This window comes from Rhodoferax sp. RT4P68, assembly GCF_056521305.1.
Window position 1 is genome coordinate 160,197 of sequence record NZ_JBWMBB010000013.1, and the last position, 16,430, is coordinate 176,626.

Genomic DNA, 16,430 nt, shown 5'->3' on the forward strand with positions numbered 1-16,430 from the left:
TCACCATGCAGAAATTCACCGTGCACAAGGGCCTGGTCGCGCCCATGGACCGCGAGAACGTCGACACCGACGCCATCATTCCCAAGCAGTTCCTCAAATCGATCAAGAAGACCGGCTTCGGCGTGAACCTGTTCGACGGGTGGCGTTACCTGGACCATGGCGAGCCCGGGATGGACCCCTCCAGCCGCAAGCCCAACCCCGACTTCGTGCTGAACCAGCCGCGTTACGCCGGTGCCTCGGTGTTGTTGGCACGCAAGAACTTCGGCTGCGGGTCCTCGCGCGAGCACGCGCCTTGGGCGCTGGACCAATACGGCTTTCGCGCCATCATCGCGCCCAGCTACGCCGACATCTTTTTCAACAACAGCTTCAAGAACGGTCTCTTGCCCATCGTGCTGCCCGAGGCGCAAGTGGCCCAGCTGTTCGACGAGTGCCTCGCGTTCCCCGGCTACCAGCTGACCGTCGACCTGGAACGCCAGGTCGTCGTCAAAGCCCAGGGTGAAGAGTTGCCGTTCGAGGTGCAGGCTTTCCGCAAGTACTGCCTGCTGAACGGCTTTGACGACATCGGCCTCACGCTGCGCCATGCCGACAAGATCCGCGCGTTCGAAGCCCAGCGCCTGGCCGAAAAGCCGTGGCTGGCCGGTCAGTTGATCGATTGACGTGCTGCGCAGACTCTTCAGGCGATGGGTGCTGTCGCGGCTGTGGCTGACCTTCATGGTGATGGCGCTGGCGTTCCTGGCCTTCGGCGCCGGCACGCCGAACCTGATCCACCTGTTTCAAGCGAATGCGCGCTTCATCGCCGAGCAGGGCTGGCTAGCCGTCATGGACGGCGCTCTCTACCAACTGGCAGAGTTGCTCGTCACCGGAGCTGCCAGCATGGCGGCCTACGTCGTGATGAAGGCCTGCGAACACCGGCTGGCACACTGGCTCGCCGACGAAGAACTGCCGTGAAACCCGCCACGCCTCAATCCCAACCTGCTGAAACCCTCGCCGGTTTCGCAAGTCAACCTCGCACTGGTCAACACCCATGAAAATCGCAGTCCTCCCCGGTGACGGCATCGGCACCGAAATCGTCGAGCAGGCCGTGCGCGTCCTGAAATCACTCGATCTGAAATTTGAGATGGAAACCGCCCTGGTCGGCGGGGCCGCCTACGACGCCCATGGGCACCCGCTGCCCGAGGCCACACTGAAGCTGGCCAAGGAAGCCGACGCAGTCCTGTTCGGCGCCGTGGGCGGCTGGAAGTACGACACGCTGGACCGACCGTTGCGGCCCGAGCAGGCCATCCTGGGCCTGCGCAAGAACCTGGGTCTGTTCGCCAACTTCCGCCCCGCCATCTGCTATGAGCAGCTGGTCGGCGCCTCCAGCCTGAAGCCCGAGTTGGTGGCGGGGCTGGACATCCTCATCATCCGCGAGCTGACGGGCGACATCTACTTCGGCCAGCCACGCGGCCGCCGCACGGCAACCGACGGCCACTTCCCCGGCGCTGAGGAAGCTTTCGACACCATGCGCTACTCGCGCCCCGAGATCGAGCGCATCGCCCGTGTGGCGTTCGAGGCTGCGCGCAAACGCGACAAGCGCGTGACCAGCGTGGACAAGGCCAACGTGCTGGAGACCTTCCAGCTCTGGAAAGACGTGGTCACCGAGATCGGCAAGGAATACCCCGATGTGGCGCTGGACCACATGTACGTCGACAACGCTGCCATGCAGTTGGTCAAGGCGCCGAAGAAGTTCGACGTCGTGGTCACCGGCAACATGTTCGGCGACATCCTGTCGGACGCGGCGGCCATGCTGACCGGCTCCATCGGCATGCTGCCCTCGGCCAGTCTGAACGCCAGCAGCCAGGGTCTGTACGAGCCCAGCCACGGCAGCGCGCCCGACATCGCGGGCAAGGGCGTGGCCAATCCGCTGGCTACAATCCTGTCCGCCGCCATGATGCTCCGTTTCTCCCTCCAGCAAGCCGAAGCCGCTGACCGTATCGAGTCTGCGGTGCAATCGGTGCTGGCCTCGGGTTTGCGCACTGGTGACATCTGGTCCGAAGGCACGACCAAGGTCGGCACCCGCGAGATGGGTGACGCCGTGGTGGAAGCGATTACCAAGACGACCAAAGGCTGATCCAGCCCGTCTCGTCACGCCCCTTCCCGGCTCGACGAGCCGGGCTTCCAAGATGGCCGGCGCAACCGGCCGATGCCGGGAAGAAGACAACAACTGAAAGGGCAGTGTGATGAAGGTGGGTAATCTGGTCGGCCTGGTCGGCTGGCGCGGAATGGTCGGCTCGGTGCTGATCGATCGCATGCAGGCCGAGGGCGACTTCGACCTGATCGAGCCGGTGTTCTTCTCGACCTCCAACGCCGGTGGCAAGGCCCCGGCGCAGGCCAGGAACGAAACCACGCTCAAGGACGCCTACGACATCGAGGCGCTCAAGCGCTGCGACATCATCGTCACCGCCCAGGGCGGCGACTACACCAGCGAAGTCTTCGGCAAACTGCGCGCTGCCGGCTGGAACGGCCACTGGATCGACGCCGCGTCCACCCTGCGCATGCAGGACGACGCTGTCATCGTGCTCGACCCGGTGAATCTGCCCGTGATGCAACGCGCCCTGGCCAAGGGCGGCAAGAACTGGATCGGCGGCAACTGCACGGTCAGCTGCATGCTGATGGGCGTGGGGGCGCTGTACAAGGCCGGCCTGGTCGAATGGATGACGACCATGACCTACCAGGCCGCGTCCGGCGGTGGGGCGCAGCACATGCGCGAGCTGCTGACGCAGTTCGGCAGCGTGAACGCCGAGGTCAAGTCCCTGCTGGACGACCCCAAGTCCGCCATCCTGGAGATCGACCGCAAGGTGCTGGCCCGCCAGAAGGCGCTGTCGGCAGACGAAACGGCCAATTTCGGTGCACCACTGGGTGGCAGTTTGATTCCGTGGATCGACAAGGATCTGGGCATCGGTAAGTCGCAGACCGACGCCGAATGGGGAATGTCGAAGGAAGAGTGGAAGGGCGGCGTCGAGACCAACAAGATCCTGGGCCAGGGCCGCGGCTTCGATGTGCCCGCCACGCCGGTCGATGGCTTCTGCGTGCGCGTGGGCGCCATGCGCTGCCATAGCCAGGCGCTGACCTTCAAGCTCAAGAAGAACGTGCCGCTGGCGGACCTCGAAGCCATGATGGCGGCCGACAACGACTGGGTACGCGTGGTGCCCAACACGCGCGAAGACACCATCAAGAGCCTGACGCCCGTGGCCGTGACCGGCACGCTGCAGATTCCGGTGGGCCGCGTGCGCAAGTTGGCGATGGGGCCGGAGTACGTGGGCGCCTTCACGATCGGCGACCAGCTGCTGTGGGGCGCGGCCGAACCGCTGCGCCGCACGTTGCGCGTGCTGCTGCAGGACTGAGCAGCACCAGAGCGCCCCCGCTGGCTCGTTGTCGCTTGGCAACAGGCCGGTGGGCGCCGGTCGCCGTGGCGGGCCCGGCCATACCTTAGGCGTCGCCTCAGCTTGTCAGCCCAAAGCATTGCTGCTACCGTGATTTTTTGATTTGAGGACGGGTTCCGACCGCATGATGACGCCACAACGACCTGCCCCCCAAGCTGCCGCCGCGCCACATGTGCAGGGTGCTTTTGCGGATTGGAGGGCAAGGTCGATCGCGGCGGTGGCCGTGGTCGCATCGCTGACCCTTCCAGTGCACGACGCCCAGGCACTGACGCTCGGTCGCCTGACGGTGCAATCGGCCCTGGGCCAGCCCCTGCGGGCCGAGATCGACATCCCTGAGATCAGCAGCGAAGAGGCCGCCACGCTGCAGACCTCGATCGCCGCGCCCGAAGCGTTTCGCGCGGCGGGCCTCGAATACCACGCCGCCCTGCAGGGCGTGCGCATCGCACCGCAGCGCCGGGCCGATGGCCGCATGGTGCTGCAGTTGACCAGCGATGCCGCTGTCAACGCGCCTTTCGTCGATCTGATCCTGCAGGTGAACTGGGCGTCTGGCCGCGTGGTGCGGGACTACACCATCCTGCTCGATCCACCCGGCTCTGGGCAGGCGCCGCCGACGGTGACCACGGCACCGCAGGTGACGCCCGCGCCGGCCGCAGCGTTGCCAGCCAGCCCGCCCCCCGCCGCAGCCGAGCGCGCAGCGGCCCCTGTACCGACGGTGCCGCAGGCCCCTGCTCCTGCTCCTGCTCCTGCTCCTGCTCCTGCTCCTGCTCCTGCTCCCGAGGCAGCACCAGCACCAGCACCAGCATCAGCACCAGCACCAACACCGCCACCGGCACCGGCTCCCAGGCCCGCAGCTGCGGCACCTGCAACGGCGCCGGCGGGTGGGCAGGTCGTCGTCAAGCCGGGCGACATGGCCGGCCGCATCGCCGCCGCCTACAAGCCGGCCGACGTGTCGCTCGACCAGATGCTGGTCGCGCTGCTGCGCAGCAACCCGGATGCCTTTCTACAGGGCAACGTGAATCTGCTCAAAGCCGGTGCCGTGCTCGACATGCCGGCGCCCGATCAGGCTGCGGCCATCCCGGCGGCCGAGGCCTCGCAGACCATCACGGCACAAAGCCGCGACTTCAATGCATTCCGCCGCCGGCTGGCGGCCAATGCGGCTGCCGTACCGGCCGACGCTGCCCAACGCTCGGCCAGCGGGCGGGTGCAGACCGAGGTCACGGACAGCCGCCCTGCCGCCACCGCCCCCGACCGGCTGACCCTGTCCAAGGGAGGGTTGCAGGCCAAAGCCGCCGACGAGCGCATCGCCAGCGAAAAGGCTGCGCGCGATTCGGCCGAACGCGTGGCGGAGCTGTCACGCAACATCACCGAGCTGAACCAGCTGGGCATTGCGACCGGCACGCCCGGGGCGACGCCACCGGCCACCGCGGCGAGCACGGCCAGCGAACAGGCGCCGTCTGCCAGCACCGACGCCACGGCCCCCGCAGCACCTGCCCAGGCGGCCACCTCTGCGCCCGAGTTGGCCGTGGCCGCCCCTGCCGCCTCCGCGCCGGAGCCGGCGCCCCCCTCCACAGAGCCCACGCGCTGGATCGACAGCCTGCTGGGCCATCCCTGGGTGCCTGCGGCGGCGGGGGCGCTCATCGCGCTGCTGGCCGCTTTCGGTCTGTACCGCGCGCGCCAGCGGCGCAAGGCACTGGCCGCCGCACAGGCCGGCAGCGGCGCGGCGCCAGCCGACTCCTTCTTCGCCGCCAGCGGTGGCGAGCGTGTGGACACCTCGGCGCTCGACGCGCCGGCGGCGTCCATGGAAGACCGCCTGGGCCCACTCTCCGCCGCCACCGATGCCGACCCGGTGACCGAGGCAGAGGTCTACCTGGCCTATGGCCGCGACCTGCAGGCCGAGGAAATCCTCAACGAGGCTCTGCGCAACACCCCCGAGCGCCTGGCCCTGCACGCCAAGCTGGCCGAGATCCATGCCAAGCGGCGTGACCTGCCGGCCTTCGAAGCCCTGGCCGAGATGGCGCATGCGCTGAGCGGTGGCGCGGGCCCCGAGTGGGCGCGCATTGCCGAACTGGGGCGCACACTGGCCCCCACCCACCGGCTGTGGTCAGACGCAGGCGCAGGTGTCAGCGGCGCGGCCCTGGCGGCGGGCGCAGGCCTGGCGGCGGGCGCCGGCCTCGCTGCCAGCGCGACCACCAGCGCTGCGGACGAAGCAGCGCCAGGGCAAACGCAAGAGCCAGCCGTGGCCCCACCTGCGCCACCGGCCGCCGCGCTCGATTTCGGCCTGGATCTCGACCTCGACCTGGACCCGACGACGCCCCCCGGCACGCCCGCGCCGCGCCCGGCCACCACCCCTGTAGTCGATGCCGCCGGGCTGTCACCAGCCACCGTGCCAGCACCCGCTGCCGCCACGTCTGCGCCCGAGGATCTGCCCCCGCCGCCGCTGGCCAATGACCTGGACTTCGACATTGACCTGGACGCCACAGACGCGCCGACGCCGACAGCTTCGGGGCCAGGATCGCCGGGCTTCCCCGCCGCCCCGCTGGATTTGGGCTCGTTGAGCCTGGACCTGGGCGAGCCGCCCGAAGCAGATGTGGCAGCAGCGGCCACCGAGATGCCAGATGTCGACGACCCGCTGGCCACCAAGCTGGCGCTGGCCGAAGAGTTCAGCGCCATCGGCGACAGCGATGGCGCCCGTGCGCTGGCCGAAGAAGTGCTGGCCGAAGCCACCGGCGCGCTGAAGGCACAGGCCGAACGCTTCCTGGCCGAGCTCGCCTGACGGCGGGAAGGCACGCGTGCGTCTGGCGCTGGGGGTCAGCTATGCGGGCCAGGATTACGAAGGCTGGCAAAGCCAGGCCTCGGGCCGCACGGTGCAAGACCGCCTGCAGGCCGCGCTGCACGCCTTCACGCAGCAACCGGTGTCCACCATCTGCGCCGGCCGCACCGATGCCGGCGTGCACGGCCTCATGCAGGTGGTCCACTTCGACACCCTGATTGAGCGCCCACCGAATGCCTGGGTCCGCGGCACCAACGCCCATCTGCCAGGCGACATCGCCGTGCACTGGGCGCAGCCGGTGCCCGACAGCTTTCACGCGCGTGCCAGCGCGATCGCCCGCCGCTACGCCTATGTGCTGCTGGAGTCGCCGGTGCGCCCAAGCGTGGAGCGCGGGCGCGTGGGCTGGGTGTTCCGCCCGCTGGACGAGGCAGCAATGCGGGCAGCGGCGCAGTTGCTGATCGGCACGCATGATTTCTCCTCGTTCCGCGCCTCGCAGTGCCAGGCCAAGACCCCGGTCAAGACGCTGCACCGCATCGACATCGTGCGGCGCGGCGCCTACTGGCGCTTCGAGTTCGAGGCCAATGCCTTTCTGCACCACATGATCCGCAACCTGATGGGCTGCCTGCTGGTCGTCGGCCGGGGCGAGCAACCGGTGCCTTGGATCGGCGAGGTCCTGCAGGCCCGCAGCCGCAAGGTGGCCGCACCCACGTTCTCGCCGGACGGCTTGTACTTCCTCGGGCCGCGCTACGAAGACCATTGGGGCCTGCCGGACCGCACCGCTGCCTATGATTGGCTGCCTTGAACATGACCATGACCACTCCTGTACCCCTGCCCGCTGCGCGTGATGCGAACGCGCCTCAGGTCGCGCGCACCCGCGTCAAGATTTGCGGCATCACACGCGAGCAAGACCTGGACGCCGCTGTCGCCGCCGGGGCCGACGCCGTGGGCTTGGTGCTGTACGCCAAGAGCCCGCGCCATGTCACACCGCAGCGCGCGGCCGCGCTGGCCCGCCGGCTGCCGCCCTATGTCACGCCGGTGCTGCTGTTCGTGAACGCCCCGGCTGCCGACGTCATCGCCGCGTGCGACCAGGTGCCCGGCGCCGTCGTGCAGTTCCATGGCGACGAGTCGCCCGCGGACTGCCTGGCTGCCACTGCGCGGCCGGCACGCCCGTTCATCCGCGCGGCCCGCATTCCGCTTGGCGACGACGGGCATTTCGACTTGGTAAGATTCGCCGCCGACTTCTCCCAAGCCCAAGCCATCTTGCTCGACGCCCATGTCGAGGGATACGGCGGCGGCGGCAAGGCATTCAATTGGTCACTGCTTCCACCAAACGTCGCATCTCACCTCGTCTTGAGTGGTGGACTCACGCCTGCAAACGTGACCGATGGCATCTTGCAAGTGCGGCCACGCGCCCTGTCGCTGGCCGTTGATGTGAGCTCCGGCGTCGAGGTCTCCAAGGGGATCAAGGACGCCGACAAGATCAATCAGTTCGTGGCGGCCGTTCGCGCCGCCGACGCGCACTTCGCAAGGTATCAACATGTCGACCCCCTATCAGCAGCCTGACGCTTCAGGCCATTTCGGCGTCTACGGCGGCAGCTTCGTCTCCGAGACCCTCACGCACGCCATCGAAGAGCTGAAAGACGCCTACGCACGCTTTCAGCACGACCCGGAATTCATCGCCGAATTCAAGAGCGAACTGGCCCACTTCGTCGGCCGGCCCTCGCCCGTCTACCACGCCGCGCGCAGCAGCCGCGAGCACGGCGGCGCGCAGATCTTCTTGAAGCGCGAAGACCTCAACCACACCGGCGCCCACAAGATCAACAACGTGATCGGCCAGGCCATGCTGGCCCGGCGCATGGGCAAGCCGCGCGTGATCGCCGAGACCGGCGCCGGCCAGCACGGCGTGGCCACGGCCACCATCTGCGCCCGCTACGGCCTGGAGTGCGTGGTCTACATGGGCAGCGAAGACGTCAAGCGCCAAAGCCCCAACGTGTTCCGCATGAAGCTGCTGGGCGCCACCGTGGTGCCGGTGGACAGCGGCAGCAAGACGCTGAAGGACGCGCTGAACGAGGCCATGCGCGACTGGGTCGCCAATGTGGACGACACCTTCTACATCATCGGCACCGTGGCCGGCCCGCACCCCTACCCGATGATGGTGCGCGACTTCCAGAGCGTGATCGGCAACGAGTGCCTGGTGCAGATGCCCGAGATGCTGGCTGCGGCCGGTTGCAAGAACGACCAGCCCGATGCCGTTTTGGCCTGCGTGGGCGGCGGCAGCAATGCCATCGGCATCTTCTACCCCTACATCGGCCATGCCGGCACGCGCCTGATCGGCGTGGAAGCCGCCGGCGAAGGGCTGGACAGCGGCAAGCATGCGGCCTCGCTGCAGCGCGGCACGCCGGGTGTGCTGCACGGCAACCGCACCTATCTGCTGCAAGACGAAAACGGCCAGGTGACAGAGACGCACAGCATCAGCGCCGGCCTGGACTACCCCGGGGTTGGCCCCGAGCATGCGTTCCTGCAGGACATCGGCCGCGCCGAATACGTGGGCGTGACGGACACCGAGGCGCTCGAGGCCTTCCACTACCTGTGCCGCACCGAAGGCATCATCCCGGCGCTGGAGTCGGCCCACGCATTCGCCTACGCGCGCAAGCTGGCGCCGACGATGCGTGCGGATCAGAGCATCCTGGTGAACCTCTCCGGCCGCGGCGACAAGGACATCGGCACCGTGGCCGACCTGTCGGGCGAAGACTTCTACGACCGACCGTCCATGCGCGGCCACGCAGTCAAGGGCGGAGTGAAAGCATGAGCCGCATCCAGACCACCTTCGCCAGGCTCAAGTCCGCGAACCGCAAGGCCTTGATCCCGTACGTCACCGCCGGCTTCCCCTACGCCGACGTCACGCCCGAACTCATGCACGCCATGGTCGAGGCCGGTGCCGACGTCATCGAGCTCGGCGTGCCTTTCAGCGACCCGATGGCCGACGGCCCCGTGATCCAGCAGGCGGGCGAGAAAGCCCTGGCGCTGGGCATCGGCATGGCCCAGGTGCTGGCGATGGTCAAGACCTTCCGCGCCCGGGACGCGCAGACGCCCGTGGTGCTGATGGGTTACGCCAACCCGGTCGAGCGTTATGACCAGCGCCATGGCGAACACAGCTTCGTGCGCGACGCGGCTGCGGCCGGCGTGGACGGTGTGCTCGTCGTCGACTACCCGCCCGAGGAGTGCGTGGACTTCGCCGCCCGCCTGCGCGAGAACGGCATGGACCTGATCTTTCTGCTGGCTCCGACGTCCACCGAACAGCGCATGCGCCAGGTCGCCGAGGTGGCCAGCGGCTACGTCTATTACGTCTCGCTCAAGGGCGTGACCGGCGCTGGCACGCTGGACACGGCGGCGGTCGAGGCCATGCTGCCGCGCATCCGCCAGCACGTGAGCCTGCCAGTGGGCGTGGGCTTCGGCATCCGCGACGCGGCCTCGGCGCAGGCCGTGGGCCGCGTGGCCGATGCGGTCGTCATCGGCAGCAAGATCATCCAGCTGATCGACGGCCAGCCGCGCGACCGCGTCGCCCCAGTCGCCGCCGAGTTCCTGCGCGAGATCCGCCAGGCCCTCGGCGCATAATCGGCACCCCCTTCAGCCCCATCGGAGTTCCAACGCCCATGTCCTGGCTCGAAAAACTGCTTCCCGCGAAAATCCAGCCCAGCGACCCGGCGGACCGGCGCAGCGTGCCCGAGGGGCTGTGGATCAAGTGCCCCAGCTGCGAAACGGTGCTCTACAAGACCGATCTCGAAAAGAACCTGAACGTCTGCCCCACCTGCGGCCACCACCACCGCATCGGCGCACGCGCGCGGCTCGATGCCTTCCTGGACCCGGAAGGCCGCTACGAGATCGGCCAGGAGGTCATCCCCGTCGACCCGCTGAAATTCAAGGACAGCCGCAAGTACCCCGAGCGGCTCAAGGAGGCGCTGGAGAACACCAACGAGACCGATGCGCTGATCGTGATGGGCGGTGCGGTGCACGGCCTGAATGTGGTCGTCGCCTGCTTCGAGTTCGAGTTCATGGGCGGCAGCATGGGCAGCGTGGTGGGCGAGCGCTTCGTGCGCGGCGTGCACGCGGCCATCGAGCAGAAGGTGCCCTTCATCTGCTTCACCGCCACCGGTGGCGCGCGCATGCAGGAGGGCCTGCTCTCCCTGATGCAGATGGCCAAGACCAACGCGTCGCTGACGCGCCTGGCCAAGAAGGGCCTGCCCTATATCAGCGTGCTGACCGACCCGACCATGGGCGGCGTCAGCGCGGGCTTTGCCTTCGTGGGTGACGTGGTGATCGCCGAGCCCAAGGCGCTGATCGGCTTTGCCGGCCCGCGCGTGATCGAGTCGACCGTGCGCGTGACATTGCCCGAGGGCTTTCAGCGTGCCGAGTTCCTGCAGCAAAAGGGCGCCATCGACCTGATCTGCAACCGCAAGGACCTGCGCCGCACGATCGCCAACACGCTGGCCATGCTGCAGCGCCAGCCGGCCGACGCCGTTACCTGAGCGAGGCGGCCAGCGCCTGAGCGTCGCACGGCCGCCCGACGCGGCGTTCACCGACCGCGGTGCCGAAAGCGGCCCAGTCAGCGCTGTTCTTCAGATCAGCGCGCCCAACGTGGCGCCCAGTGCGTGCCGCAACACGATGGCGGCCACCTGCAGCAGCACCAGCAGCACCAGCGGCGTGAGGTCCATCCCCCCCACCATCGGCACCACGCGGCGCAGCGGCCGCAGCGGCGGCGCCACCAGCCGATCGATCACATCGGCCATCGGCGAGCGGGTTTGCACCCACGACAGCACGGCATAGACGATCAGCAGCCCGGTCAGCCCGTGGATCACCAGCCCCAGCAAGCCGAACAGCGCCATCACCGGCACGAGCGCCAGCGCGCCGCCCGTCATGGCCCACAGCAGCAGGTACTGCAGCAGCTTGAGCAAAAAAGCCGCAAGCAGGCTGGCCATGTCCCAGCGGCCGACCGGTGGCACCACGCGCCGCATCGGCACCACCAGCCAGTCGGTCAGGGCGAAAACCAGGCTGCCGATGGGGTTGCCGAAGGGAATGCGCTGGTGCTGCATGTACAGCCGCAGCAGGCAGGCGCTGCCCAGCAGGCCGGTCACGACTTCGAGCAAAAAAACGGCGATTTGGTAGAGCATCAGGTCGTGACAAAAAGGGCATGGGATGATAGCGGCTGTCCGACAACCGAACGAATTCACGCTGTGCCCGTCCCGTCGCTGCCCCTGTTCCCTCTCGGCACCGTGCTGTTTCCCGGCGGGCTGCTGCCGCTGCGCATTTTCGAGGTGCGCTATCTGGACATGGTCGGCCAATGCCACCGCAACGGCACACCATTCGGCGTGGTGGCGCTGCAGGAGGGCAGCGAAGTGCAGCGTGCCGGCGCGGCGGCGGAGAGCTTCCACGCCGTCGGCACGCTGGCGCGCATCGTGCAGTTCGAGGCCACGCAGCCCGGGTTGATGACGATCCAGTGCCAGGGCGCCGAGCGCTTTCGCATCACCGAACGCCGCCAACTCAAGCATGGCCTGTGGACCGCTGACGTGGACCTGCTGCCGCCCGACATGGCGGTGCCGGTACCCGACGACCTGCAGGCAGCGGCGCGCTTGCTGGACGAGTGGCTGCAGAGTCTGCGTGCCCAGGGTCTGGCCGAGGCCGATTGGCCGATGGCGCTGCCTTTGCAGCTGCAGGACTGCGGCTGGCTGGCCAACCGCTGGTGCGAACTACTGCCGCTGCCGGTGGCGACGAAACAGCAACTGATGGAGCTGGACAACCCGCTGGTGCGGCTGGAACTCGTGGTCGACCTGCTGGCCCGCCAGCAGGACGCCCCAGGCCCGGCCGCGTGATGCTCGCGCTGCAGTCATCCGCCAACGCCGTGCTGGGCTGGCCGCGCGCCGTCAAGCGCGTGGTCGTGGTCGGCATGGACGTGGGCCTGTCGCTGGCGGCCATGTGGATGGCCTTCACGCTGCGACTCGACGCGCTGCACTGGCCGAGCAATGCGCAGTGGGCTGTCTATGCCGTCGGCCCCCTGCTTTCGGTCCCGGTGTTCATCCGCTTCGGCTTGTACGACGCCATCTTTCGCTACACCGGGCTGGAGGCCCTGCTGACCCTGGCGCGCGCCACCGCGCTCTATGGCCTGATGCTGCTCATCGCGCTGGCGCTGATGCAGCGCGCCGGCCTGTCCGTCGTGCCGCGCAGCCTGGGCATCCTGCAGCCGCTGATCTTTCTGCTGCTGACGGTGGCAAGCCGCGCCATCGCGCGCAACTGGCTCGACAGCCTGGCCCGGCGCGGGCCACGTGGCTCGGCGCGGCTGCTGATCTACGGCGCCGGCATGGCGGGCGCGCAGATGGCCGCCGCGCTGACCAGCGCACGCCAGCCCTATGCGCTGGTCGGCTTCGTCGACGACGACCCCGGCAAGGTCGGGCGCACGATCAATGGCACGCGCGTGCACGCGCCGCAGGAACTCACTGGCCTGGTGGCGCGCCAGCGCATCACCGACATCCTGCTGGCGCTGCCCAGCGCCACGCGCGAGCGGCGCAACCAGATCCTGCACCGGCTGCAGCCGCTGGCCGTGCGCGTGCGCACCCTGCCCGGCCTGTCGGACCTGGCCAGCGGCCGCGTGACGGTGCAGGACATCCGCGAGCTGGACATCGAAGACCTGCTGGGCCGCGAGCCGGTGCCGCCCCGGCCCGAGCTGCTGGCGCGCAACCTGGCCGGCCGCACGGTGCTGGTGACCGGCGCCGGCGGCAGCATCGGCAGCGAGCTGTGTCGCCAGATCGTCCGCGTCCAGCCCGAGCGCCTGCTGCTGCTGGACCACAGCGAATTCGCGCTGTACAGCATCCATGAGGAACTGCGTGGCCTGTGCATCGCGCAGGGCTGGCACATCGAGCTGGTGCCGGTGCTGGGCAGCGTGGTGAATGCGGAGCGCGTGGCGGCGGTGTGCGCCCGCTGGCGCCCCGCCACCGTCTACCACGCAGCCGCCTACAAGCACGTGCCGCTGGTGGAAGACAACGCCGCCGAGGGCGTGCTCAACAACGTGCTGGGCACGCTGAACATGGCGCGCGCGGCGATGGCGCATGGCGTGGAGCATTTCGTGCTGGTCTCCACCGACAAGGCGGTGCGGCCCACCAACGTGATGGGCGCCAGCAAGCGCGTGGCCGAGCTGATCCTGCAGGCGCTGGCGGCCGAGCCGCAGTCGCCGTTCGACACAGCGCAAGCCGGCGCTGCGGCCGTCGCGCCCGGCCACCGGACGCAGTTCTCGATGGTGCGCTTCGGCAATGTGCTGGGCTCCAGCGGCAGCGTGGTGCCGCTGTTCCGGCGGCAGCTGCTGGAAGGCGGCCCGTTGACGGTGACGCACGCCGAAGTGACGCGCTATTTCATGACCGTCACGGAAGCGGCGCAGCTGGTGCTGCAGGCGGGCGCCATGGCGCGCGGAGGGGATGTGTTTGTGCTGGAGATGGGGCAGCCGGTGAAGATTTATGACCTGGCGCTGCGGATGGTGAAGCTGGCGGGGCTGTCGGTGCGGGATGCGGAGCATCCAGGTGGGGACATCGAAGTCACCGTCACGGGGCTGCGGCCGGGGGAGAAGCTGTATGAGGAGCTGTTGATCGGGGATCATCCCGAGGCGACGGAGCACCCGCGGATCTTGCGGGCGCAGGAGGAGTTTTTGGGGTGGTCTGAGTTGCAGGGGCCGCTGCAGGCGCTGGTGGATGCAGCGCAAGCCGGGCACGATCCCTCTATGCTGGCCCTGCTCCAAAGGCTCGTACCGGAATTTCGCCTTGAACCCGGCACGCGTAGTCACCAGGGATCAGAAACCGGGCCACCGTGCGGGTCCAGACCAGGCGTTGCAACATGATGCGCCCGGCGAGCCGTGTCCTTTCCGGCAACCTGCGGGCCAATGTGCTCGGCCAGGCGTGGGCGGCATGGATGGCGCTGGCATTCGTTCCGGTCTACCTGAAGCACCTCGGTATGGAAGGCTATGGCCTCGTCGGCTTCTTCGCGCTGTTGCAGGCCTGGCTCTCGCTCGTGGACCTGTGCATCGGCCAAACCCTCAGCCGGGCCGTGGCACGTTCGGGCGCAGGGCAGAACCCCCAGCACGGGTTGCGGGCACTGCTGCGAAGCTGCGAGCTGGTGTGCGGTCTCTGCGCTGTCCTGTTCGGCGCGGTCATCTATTGGCAATCAGGCTGGTTGGCCCAGCACTGGGTCGATGCGCGTGCCGTGTCGGCTGACGAGGCAACACAGGCGATCGGGCTCATGGGAGCGGTCGTCGGCCTGCGGATGCTGGAAGGCATGTACCGGGGTGCCATCGTGGGCAGCCAACGGCATGCCGCACTGAATGCCGTCGGCGCGTTCGTCGCGACCTGGCGTTGGGCCGGCGCTGCAGCCGTTTTGGCCGGACTGCAGGCAGGCGTCGTCGGATTCTTCCTGTGGCAGGGACTGACATCGTTGCTGGCAGCTGCACTGTATGCCGCCATGCTCTACCGTCTGCTACCACCGTCTACGGCTCCCACGGGTTGGTCGCTGCGACCGCTGGCGGAAATCGCTCGCTTCTCGGGTGGCCTGCTGGCTACGGCGCTGCTCGCACTGGTGCTGACGCAGCTCGACAAGCTCGTGCTTTCAAATCAACTGAGCCTGGAAGCGTTCGGCGGCTATTCCGTGGCGGTGCTGGCATCCAACGCGCTGTACCAGCTCGTCGGCCCCATCACACAGACTTATTCGCCGCGTCTGGCCAGCCTGGTCGCCCAGGACGATGCGCCGCTGCTGCGCGCCACCTATCACCAGGGCGCTCAAGTGCTCGTCACTGTGCTCGCCCCCTTCGCCTTGGTGCTGGTCGTCTTTCCGCAAGAGGTGCTACGAGTCTGGACGCAGGACGCCCAACTGGCACGGGCGATGGCGCCAACCCTGTCTTTGCTGGCGCTGGGGACCCTGCTCAACGGGCTGATGGGTTTGCCGCACATGCTGCAACTGGCCCATGGATGGCCCGGTCTGGCCGTGCGTGTCAACAGCGCCGCAGCCTGCGCCTACGTGCCGGCGCTTCTCCTCGTCGTTCCACACCATGGCACCGAGGGCGCGGCGCTGCTGTGGATGGTGCTGCACGCGGCCACCATGGTCGCCGGCACCTACTGGATGCACCAGCGTCTCTTGGTGGGCGACCAAGTCCGCTGGTACTTGAAGGATGTGGCCCAGCCCACGCTGGCCGCGTCTGCCATCGTGCTGTGTAGCGCCAGTCTGCACCCGGGCCAGCTGGACCGTCCGGTGGAGATGCTGTGGCTTGGGATGACCGTTGCATTGGCGTTCTGCGCGGCCGCACTTGCATGCAGCCAAACCCGCGAACGGCTGCGTGACCTGTCCTGGTGAACGCAGTGACAGCAGCCGTCATAGTGGTCCGCGTTTCGATCGGCATGCCGGTCTACAACGGCGAGAGAACGCTGCGGATGGCGCTGCAATCGCTGCTGGCGCAAAGCGTGACGGACTTCGAACTGCTGATCTCCGACAACGCCTCCACCGACGCGACCGCCTCGATCTGCCAGGAGTTCGCAGCACGCGATCCACGCGTCCAATACCACCGGCAGCCCAGCAACATCGGCGCGGCCGCCAACTTCCGCTATGTGCTGGACCACTCACGCGGCATCTACTTCATGTGGGCTGCGGCTGATGACCAGCGCTCGGCCGACTTCCTGCACCACAACCTCCAGTTCCTGCAAACCCATCCGGACTACGTCTCGTCGGGCAGCCCGGTGCGATTCGAGGACGGGGATTTTGATGCCATCCGCATGGGTGATGCCAGCCTGGACGGGGTGCTCGACCAACGGCTGTGCCAGTTCTTCCGCACCTGGCATGCCAACGGGCGCTTCTACAGCCTCGTACGCCGCGCAGCGCTGCTTGACTGCCCGGCGATCAACCAGCACTACTTGGGTTCGGACTGGGCCGTGGTGTTGCACCTCGCCAGCAAAGGCAAGCTCCAGCGCATACCGCAAGGGTGGACCGTTCTCGGCAGCCGCGGCGTCAGCCGCAGCCGGGACATCTTCAAGTTGTACCGCACCCACGCGCTGATGTGGTTGTTTCCGTTTCTGCGGCTGACGCGCTTCACTTGGCGGTGCAGCCGGCCCATGCACGTCGTCGGCAGAATCAGGCTGGTTCTGGTGCTGCTCAAGCTCAATGCGATGGCGGTGGTGGTGCAATTTCTCGTGCGCTGGCGCTAACACCCCCACCCACCC

15 protein-coding genes are annotated in these 16,430 nt (G+C 68.0%); 14 read left to right on the top strand and 1 reads right to left on the bottom strand.

The window, feature by feature from the left end:
* Positions 1–5: 5 nt before the first annotated feature.
* From leuD to accD, 10 genes are all read left to right on the top strand, one after another.
* Positions 6–656, top strand: coding sequence for a 3-isopropylmalate dehydratase small subunit (gene leuD / locus AC099J_RS24660; RefSeq protein WP_479617933.1), 651 nt, complete (start codon positions 6–8; stop codon positions 654–656).
* A 1-nt stretch (position 657) separates the two neighbouring features.
* Positions 658–948 carry a hypothetical protein gene (locus tag AC099J_RS24665; RefSeq protein ID WP_479617934.1) on the top strand — a complete coding sequence of 97 codons (291 nt, stop codon included), beginning with the start codon at positions 658–660 and terminating at the stop codon, positions 946–948.
* A 76-nt stretch (positions 949–1,024) separates the two neighbouring features.
* Positions 1,025–2,110 carry a 3-isopropylmalate dehydrogenase gene (gene leuB, locus AC099J_RS24670; protein ID WP_479617935.1) on the top strand — a complete coding sequence of 362 codons (1,086 nt, stop codon included), beginning with the start codon at positions 1,025–1,027 and terminating at the stop codon, positions 2,108–2,110.
* Positions 2,111–2,219: 109 nt separating this feature from the next.
* Positions 2,220–3,383 carry an aspartate-semialdehyde dehydrogenase gene (asd, locus tag AC099J_RS24675; protein WP_479617936.1) on the top strand — a complete coding sequence of 388 codons (1,164 nt, stop codon included), beginning with the start codon at positions 2,220–2,222 and terminating at the stop codon, positions 3,381–3,383.
* Positions 3,384–3,645: 262 nt separating this feature from the next.
* Positions 3,646–6,195: a motility hub landmark protein FimV gene (locus AC099J_RS24680; protein WP_479617937.1), complete on the top strand. Its 2,550-nt coding sequence runs from the start codon at positions 3,646–3,648 to the stop codon at positions 6,193–6,195.
* 16 nt (positions 6,196–6,211) lie between these two features.
* The gene (truA, locus tag AC099J_RS24685; protein ID WP_479617938.1) at positions 6,212–6,994 is read left to right on the top strand and encodes a tRNA pseudouridine(38-40) synthase TruA; all 783 of its coding nucleotides are present in this window, start codon (positions 6,212–6,214) and stop codon (positions 6,992–6,994) included.
* A 2-nt stretch (positions 6,995–6,996) separates the two neighbouring features.
* Positions 6,997–7,755, top strand: coding sequence for a phosphoribosylanthranilate isomerase (locus tag AC099J_RS24690; RefSeq protein ID WP_479618010.1), 759 nt, complete (start codon positions 6,997–6,999; stop codon positions 7,753–7,755).
* Complete coding sequence (gene trpB, locus AC099J_RS24695) at positions 7,730–9,001, top strand: tryptophan synthase subunit beta (protein ID WP_479617939.1); 1,272 nt, start codon at positions 7,730–7,732, stop codon at positions 8,999–9,001. The genes AC099J_RS24690 and trpB overlap by 26 nt, the downstream gene beginning before the upstream one ends.
* Positions 8,998–9,807 (top strand): tryptophan synthase subunit alpha, encoded by an 810-nt coding sequence (trpA, locus tag AC099J_RS24700; protein WP_479617940.1) that lies wholly within the window; start codon positions 8,998–9,000, stop codon positions 9,805–9,807. The genes trpB and trpA overlap by 4 nt, the downstream gene beginning before the upstream one ends.
* Before the next feature lie 38 nt (positions 9,808–9,845).
* Positions 9,846–10,718, top strand: coding sequence for an acetyl-CoA carboxylase, carboxyltransferase subunit beta (accD, locus tag AC099J_RS24705; protein ID WP_479617941.1), 873 nt, complete (start codon positions 9,846–9,848; stop codon positions 10,716–10,718).
* Between the two features lie 90 nt (positions 10,719–10,808).
* On the opposite strand, the gene AC099J_RS24710 is transcribed toward accD, so the two are convergent.
* The gene (locus AC099J_RS24710; protein ID WP_479617942.1) at positions 10,809–11,360 is read right to left on the bottom strand and encodes a YggT family protein; all 552 of its coding nucleotides are present in this window, start codon (positions 11,358–11,360) and stop codon (positions 10,809–10,811) included.
* Positions 11,361–11,423: 63 nt separating this feature from the next.
* On the opposite strand from AC099J_RS24710, the gene AC099J_RS24715 reads away from it, so the two are divergent.
* Genes AC099J_RS24715 through AC099J_RS24730 form a run of 4 tightly spaced genes read left to right on the top strand, consistent with a single transcriptional unit; the run spans position 11,424 to position 16,415 of the window.
* Entirely contained in the window at positions 11,424–12,059 is a 636-nt protein-coding gene (locus AC099J_RS24715) for an LON peptidase substrate-binding domain-containing protein (protein ID WP_479617943.1), read from the top strand.
* Positions 12,059–14,068, top strand: a complete 2,010-nt coding sequence (locus AC099J_RS24720; RefSeq protein WP_479618011.1) for a polysaccharide biosynthesis protein — start codon at positions 12,059–12,061, stop codon at positions 14,066–14,068. Before AC099J_RS24715 ends, AC099J_RS24720 begins: the two co-directional genes overlap by 1 nt.
* Complete coding sequence (locus AC099J_RS24725; RefSeq protein ID WP_479617944.1) at positions 14,065–15,570, top strand: lipopolysaccharide biosynthesis protein; 1,506 nt, start codon at positions 14,065–14,067, stop codon at positions 15,568–15,570. Before AC099J_RS24720 ends, AC099J_RS24725 begins: the two co-directional genes overlap by 4 nt.
* A 23-nt stretch (positions 15,571–15,593) precedes the next feature.
* Complete coding sequence (locus AC099J_RS24730; protein WP_479617945.1) at positions 15,594–16,415, top strand: glycosyltransferase family 2 protein; 822 nt, start codon at positions 15,594–15,596, stop codon at positions 16,413–16,415.
* The last annotated feature ends 15 nt before the right edge of the window (positions 16,416–16,430 follow it).

Coding starts and splice junctions, on each gene's coding strand:
- leuD (WP_479617933.1), top strand. CDS start 6: ATGCAGAAATTCACCGTGCACAAGGGCCTGGTCGCGCCCATGGACCGC.
- leuB (WP_479617935.1), top strand. CDS start 1,025: ATGAAAATCGCAGTCCTCCCCGGTGACGGCATCGGCACCGAAATCGTC.
- asd (WP_479617936.1), top strand. CDS start 2,220: ATGAAGGTGGGTAATCTGGTCGGCCTGGTCGGCTGGCGCGGAATGGTC.
- AC099J_RS24690 (WP_479618010.1), top strand. CDS start 6,997: ATGACCATGACCACTCCTGTACCCCTGCCCGCTGCGCGTGATGCGAAC.
- trpB (WP_479617939.1), top strand. CDS start 7,730: ATGTCGACCCCCTATCAGCAGCCTGACGCTTCAGGCCATTTCGGCGTC.
- trpA (WP_479617940.1), top strand. CDS start 8,998: ATGAGCCGCATCCAGACCACCTTCGCCAGGCTCAAGTCCGCGAACCGC.
- accD (WP_479617941.1), top strand. CDS start 9,846: ATGTCCTGGCTCGAAAAACTGCTTCCCGCGAAAATCCAGCCCAGCGAC.
- AC099J_RS24710 (WP_479617942.1), bottom strand. CDS start 11,360: ATGCTCTACCAAATCGCCGTTTTTTTGCTCGAAGTCGTGACCGGCCTG.
- AC099J_RS24720 (WP_479618011.1), top strand. CDS start 12,059: ATGCTCGCGCTGCAGTCATCCGCCAACGCCGTGCTGGGCTGGCCGCGC.
- AC099J_RS24725 (WP_479617944.1), top strand. CDS start 14,065: ATGATGCGCCCGGCGAGCCGTGTCCTTTCCGGCAACCTGCGGGCCAAT.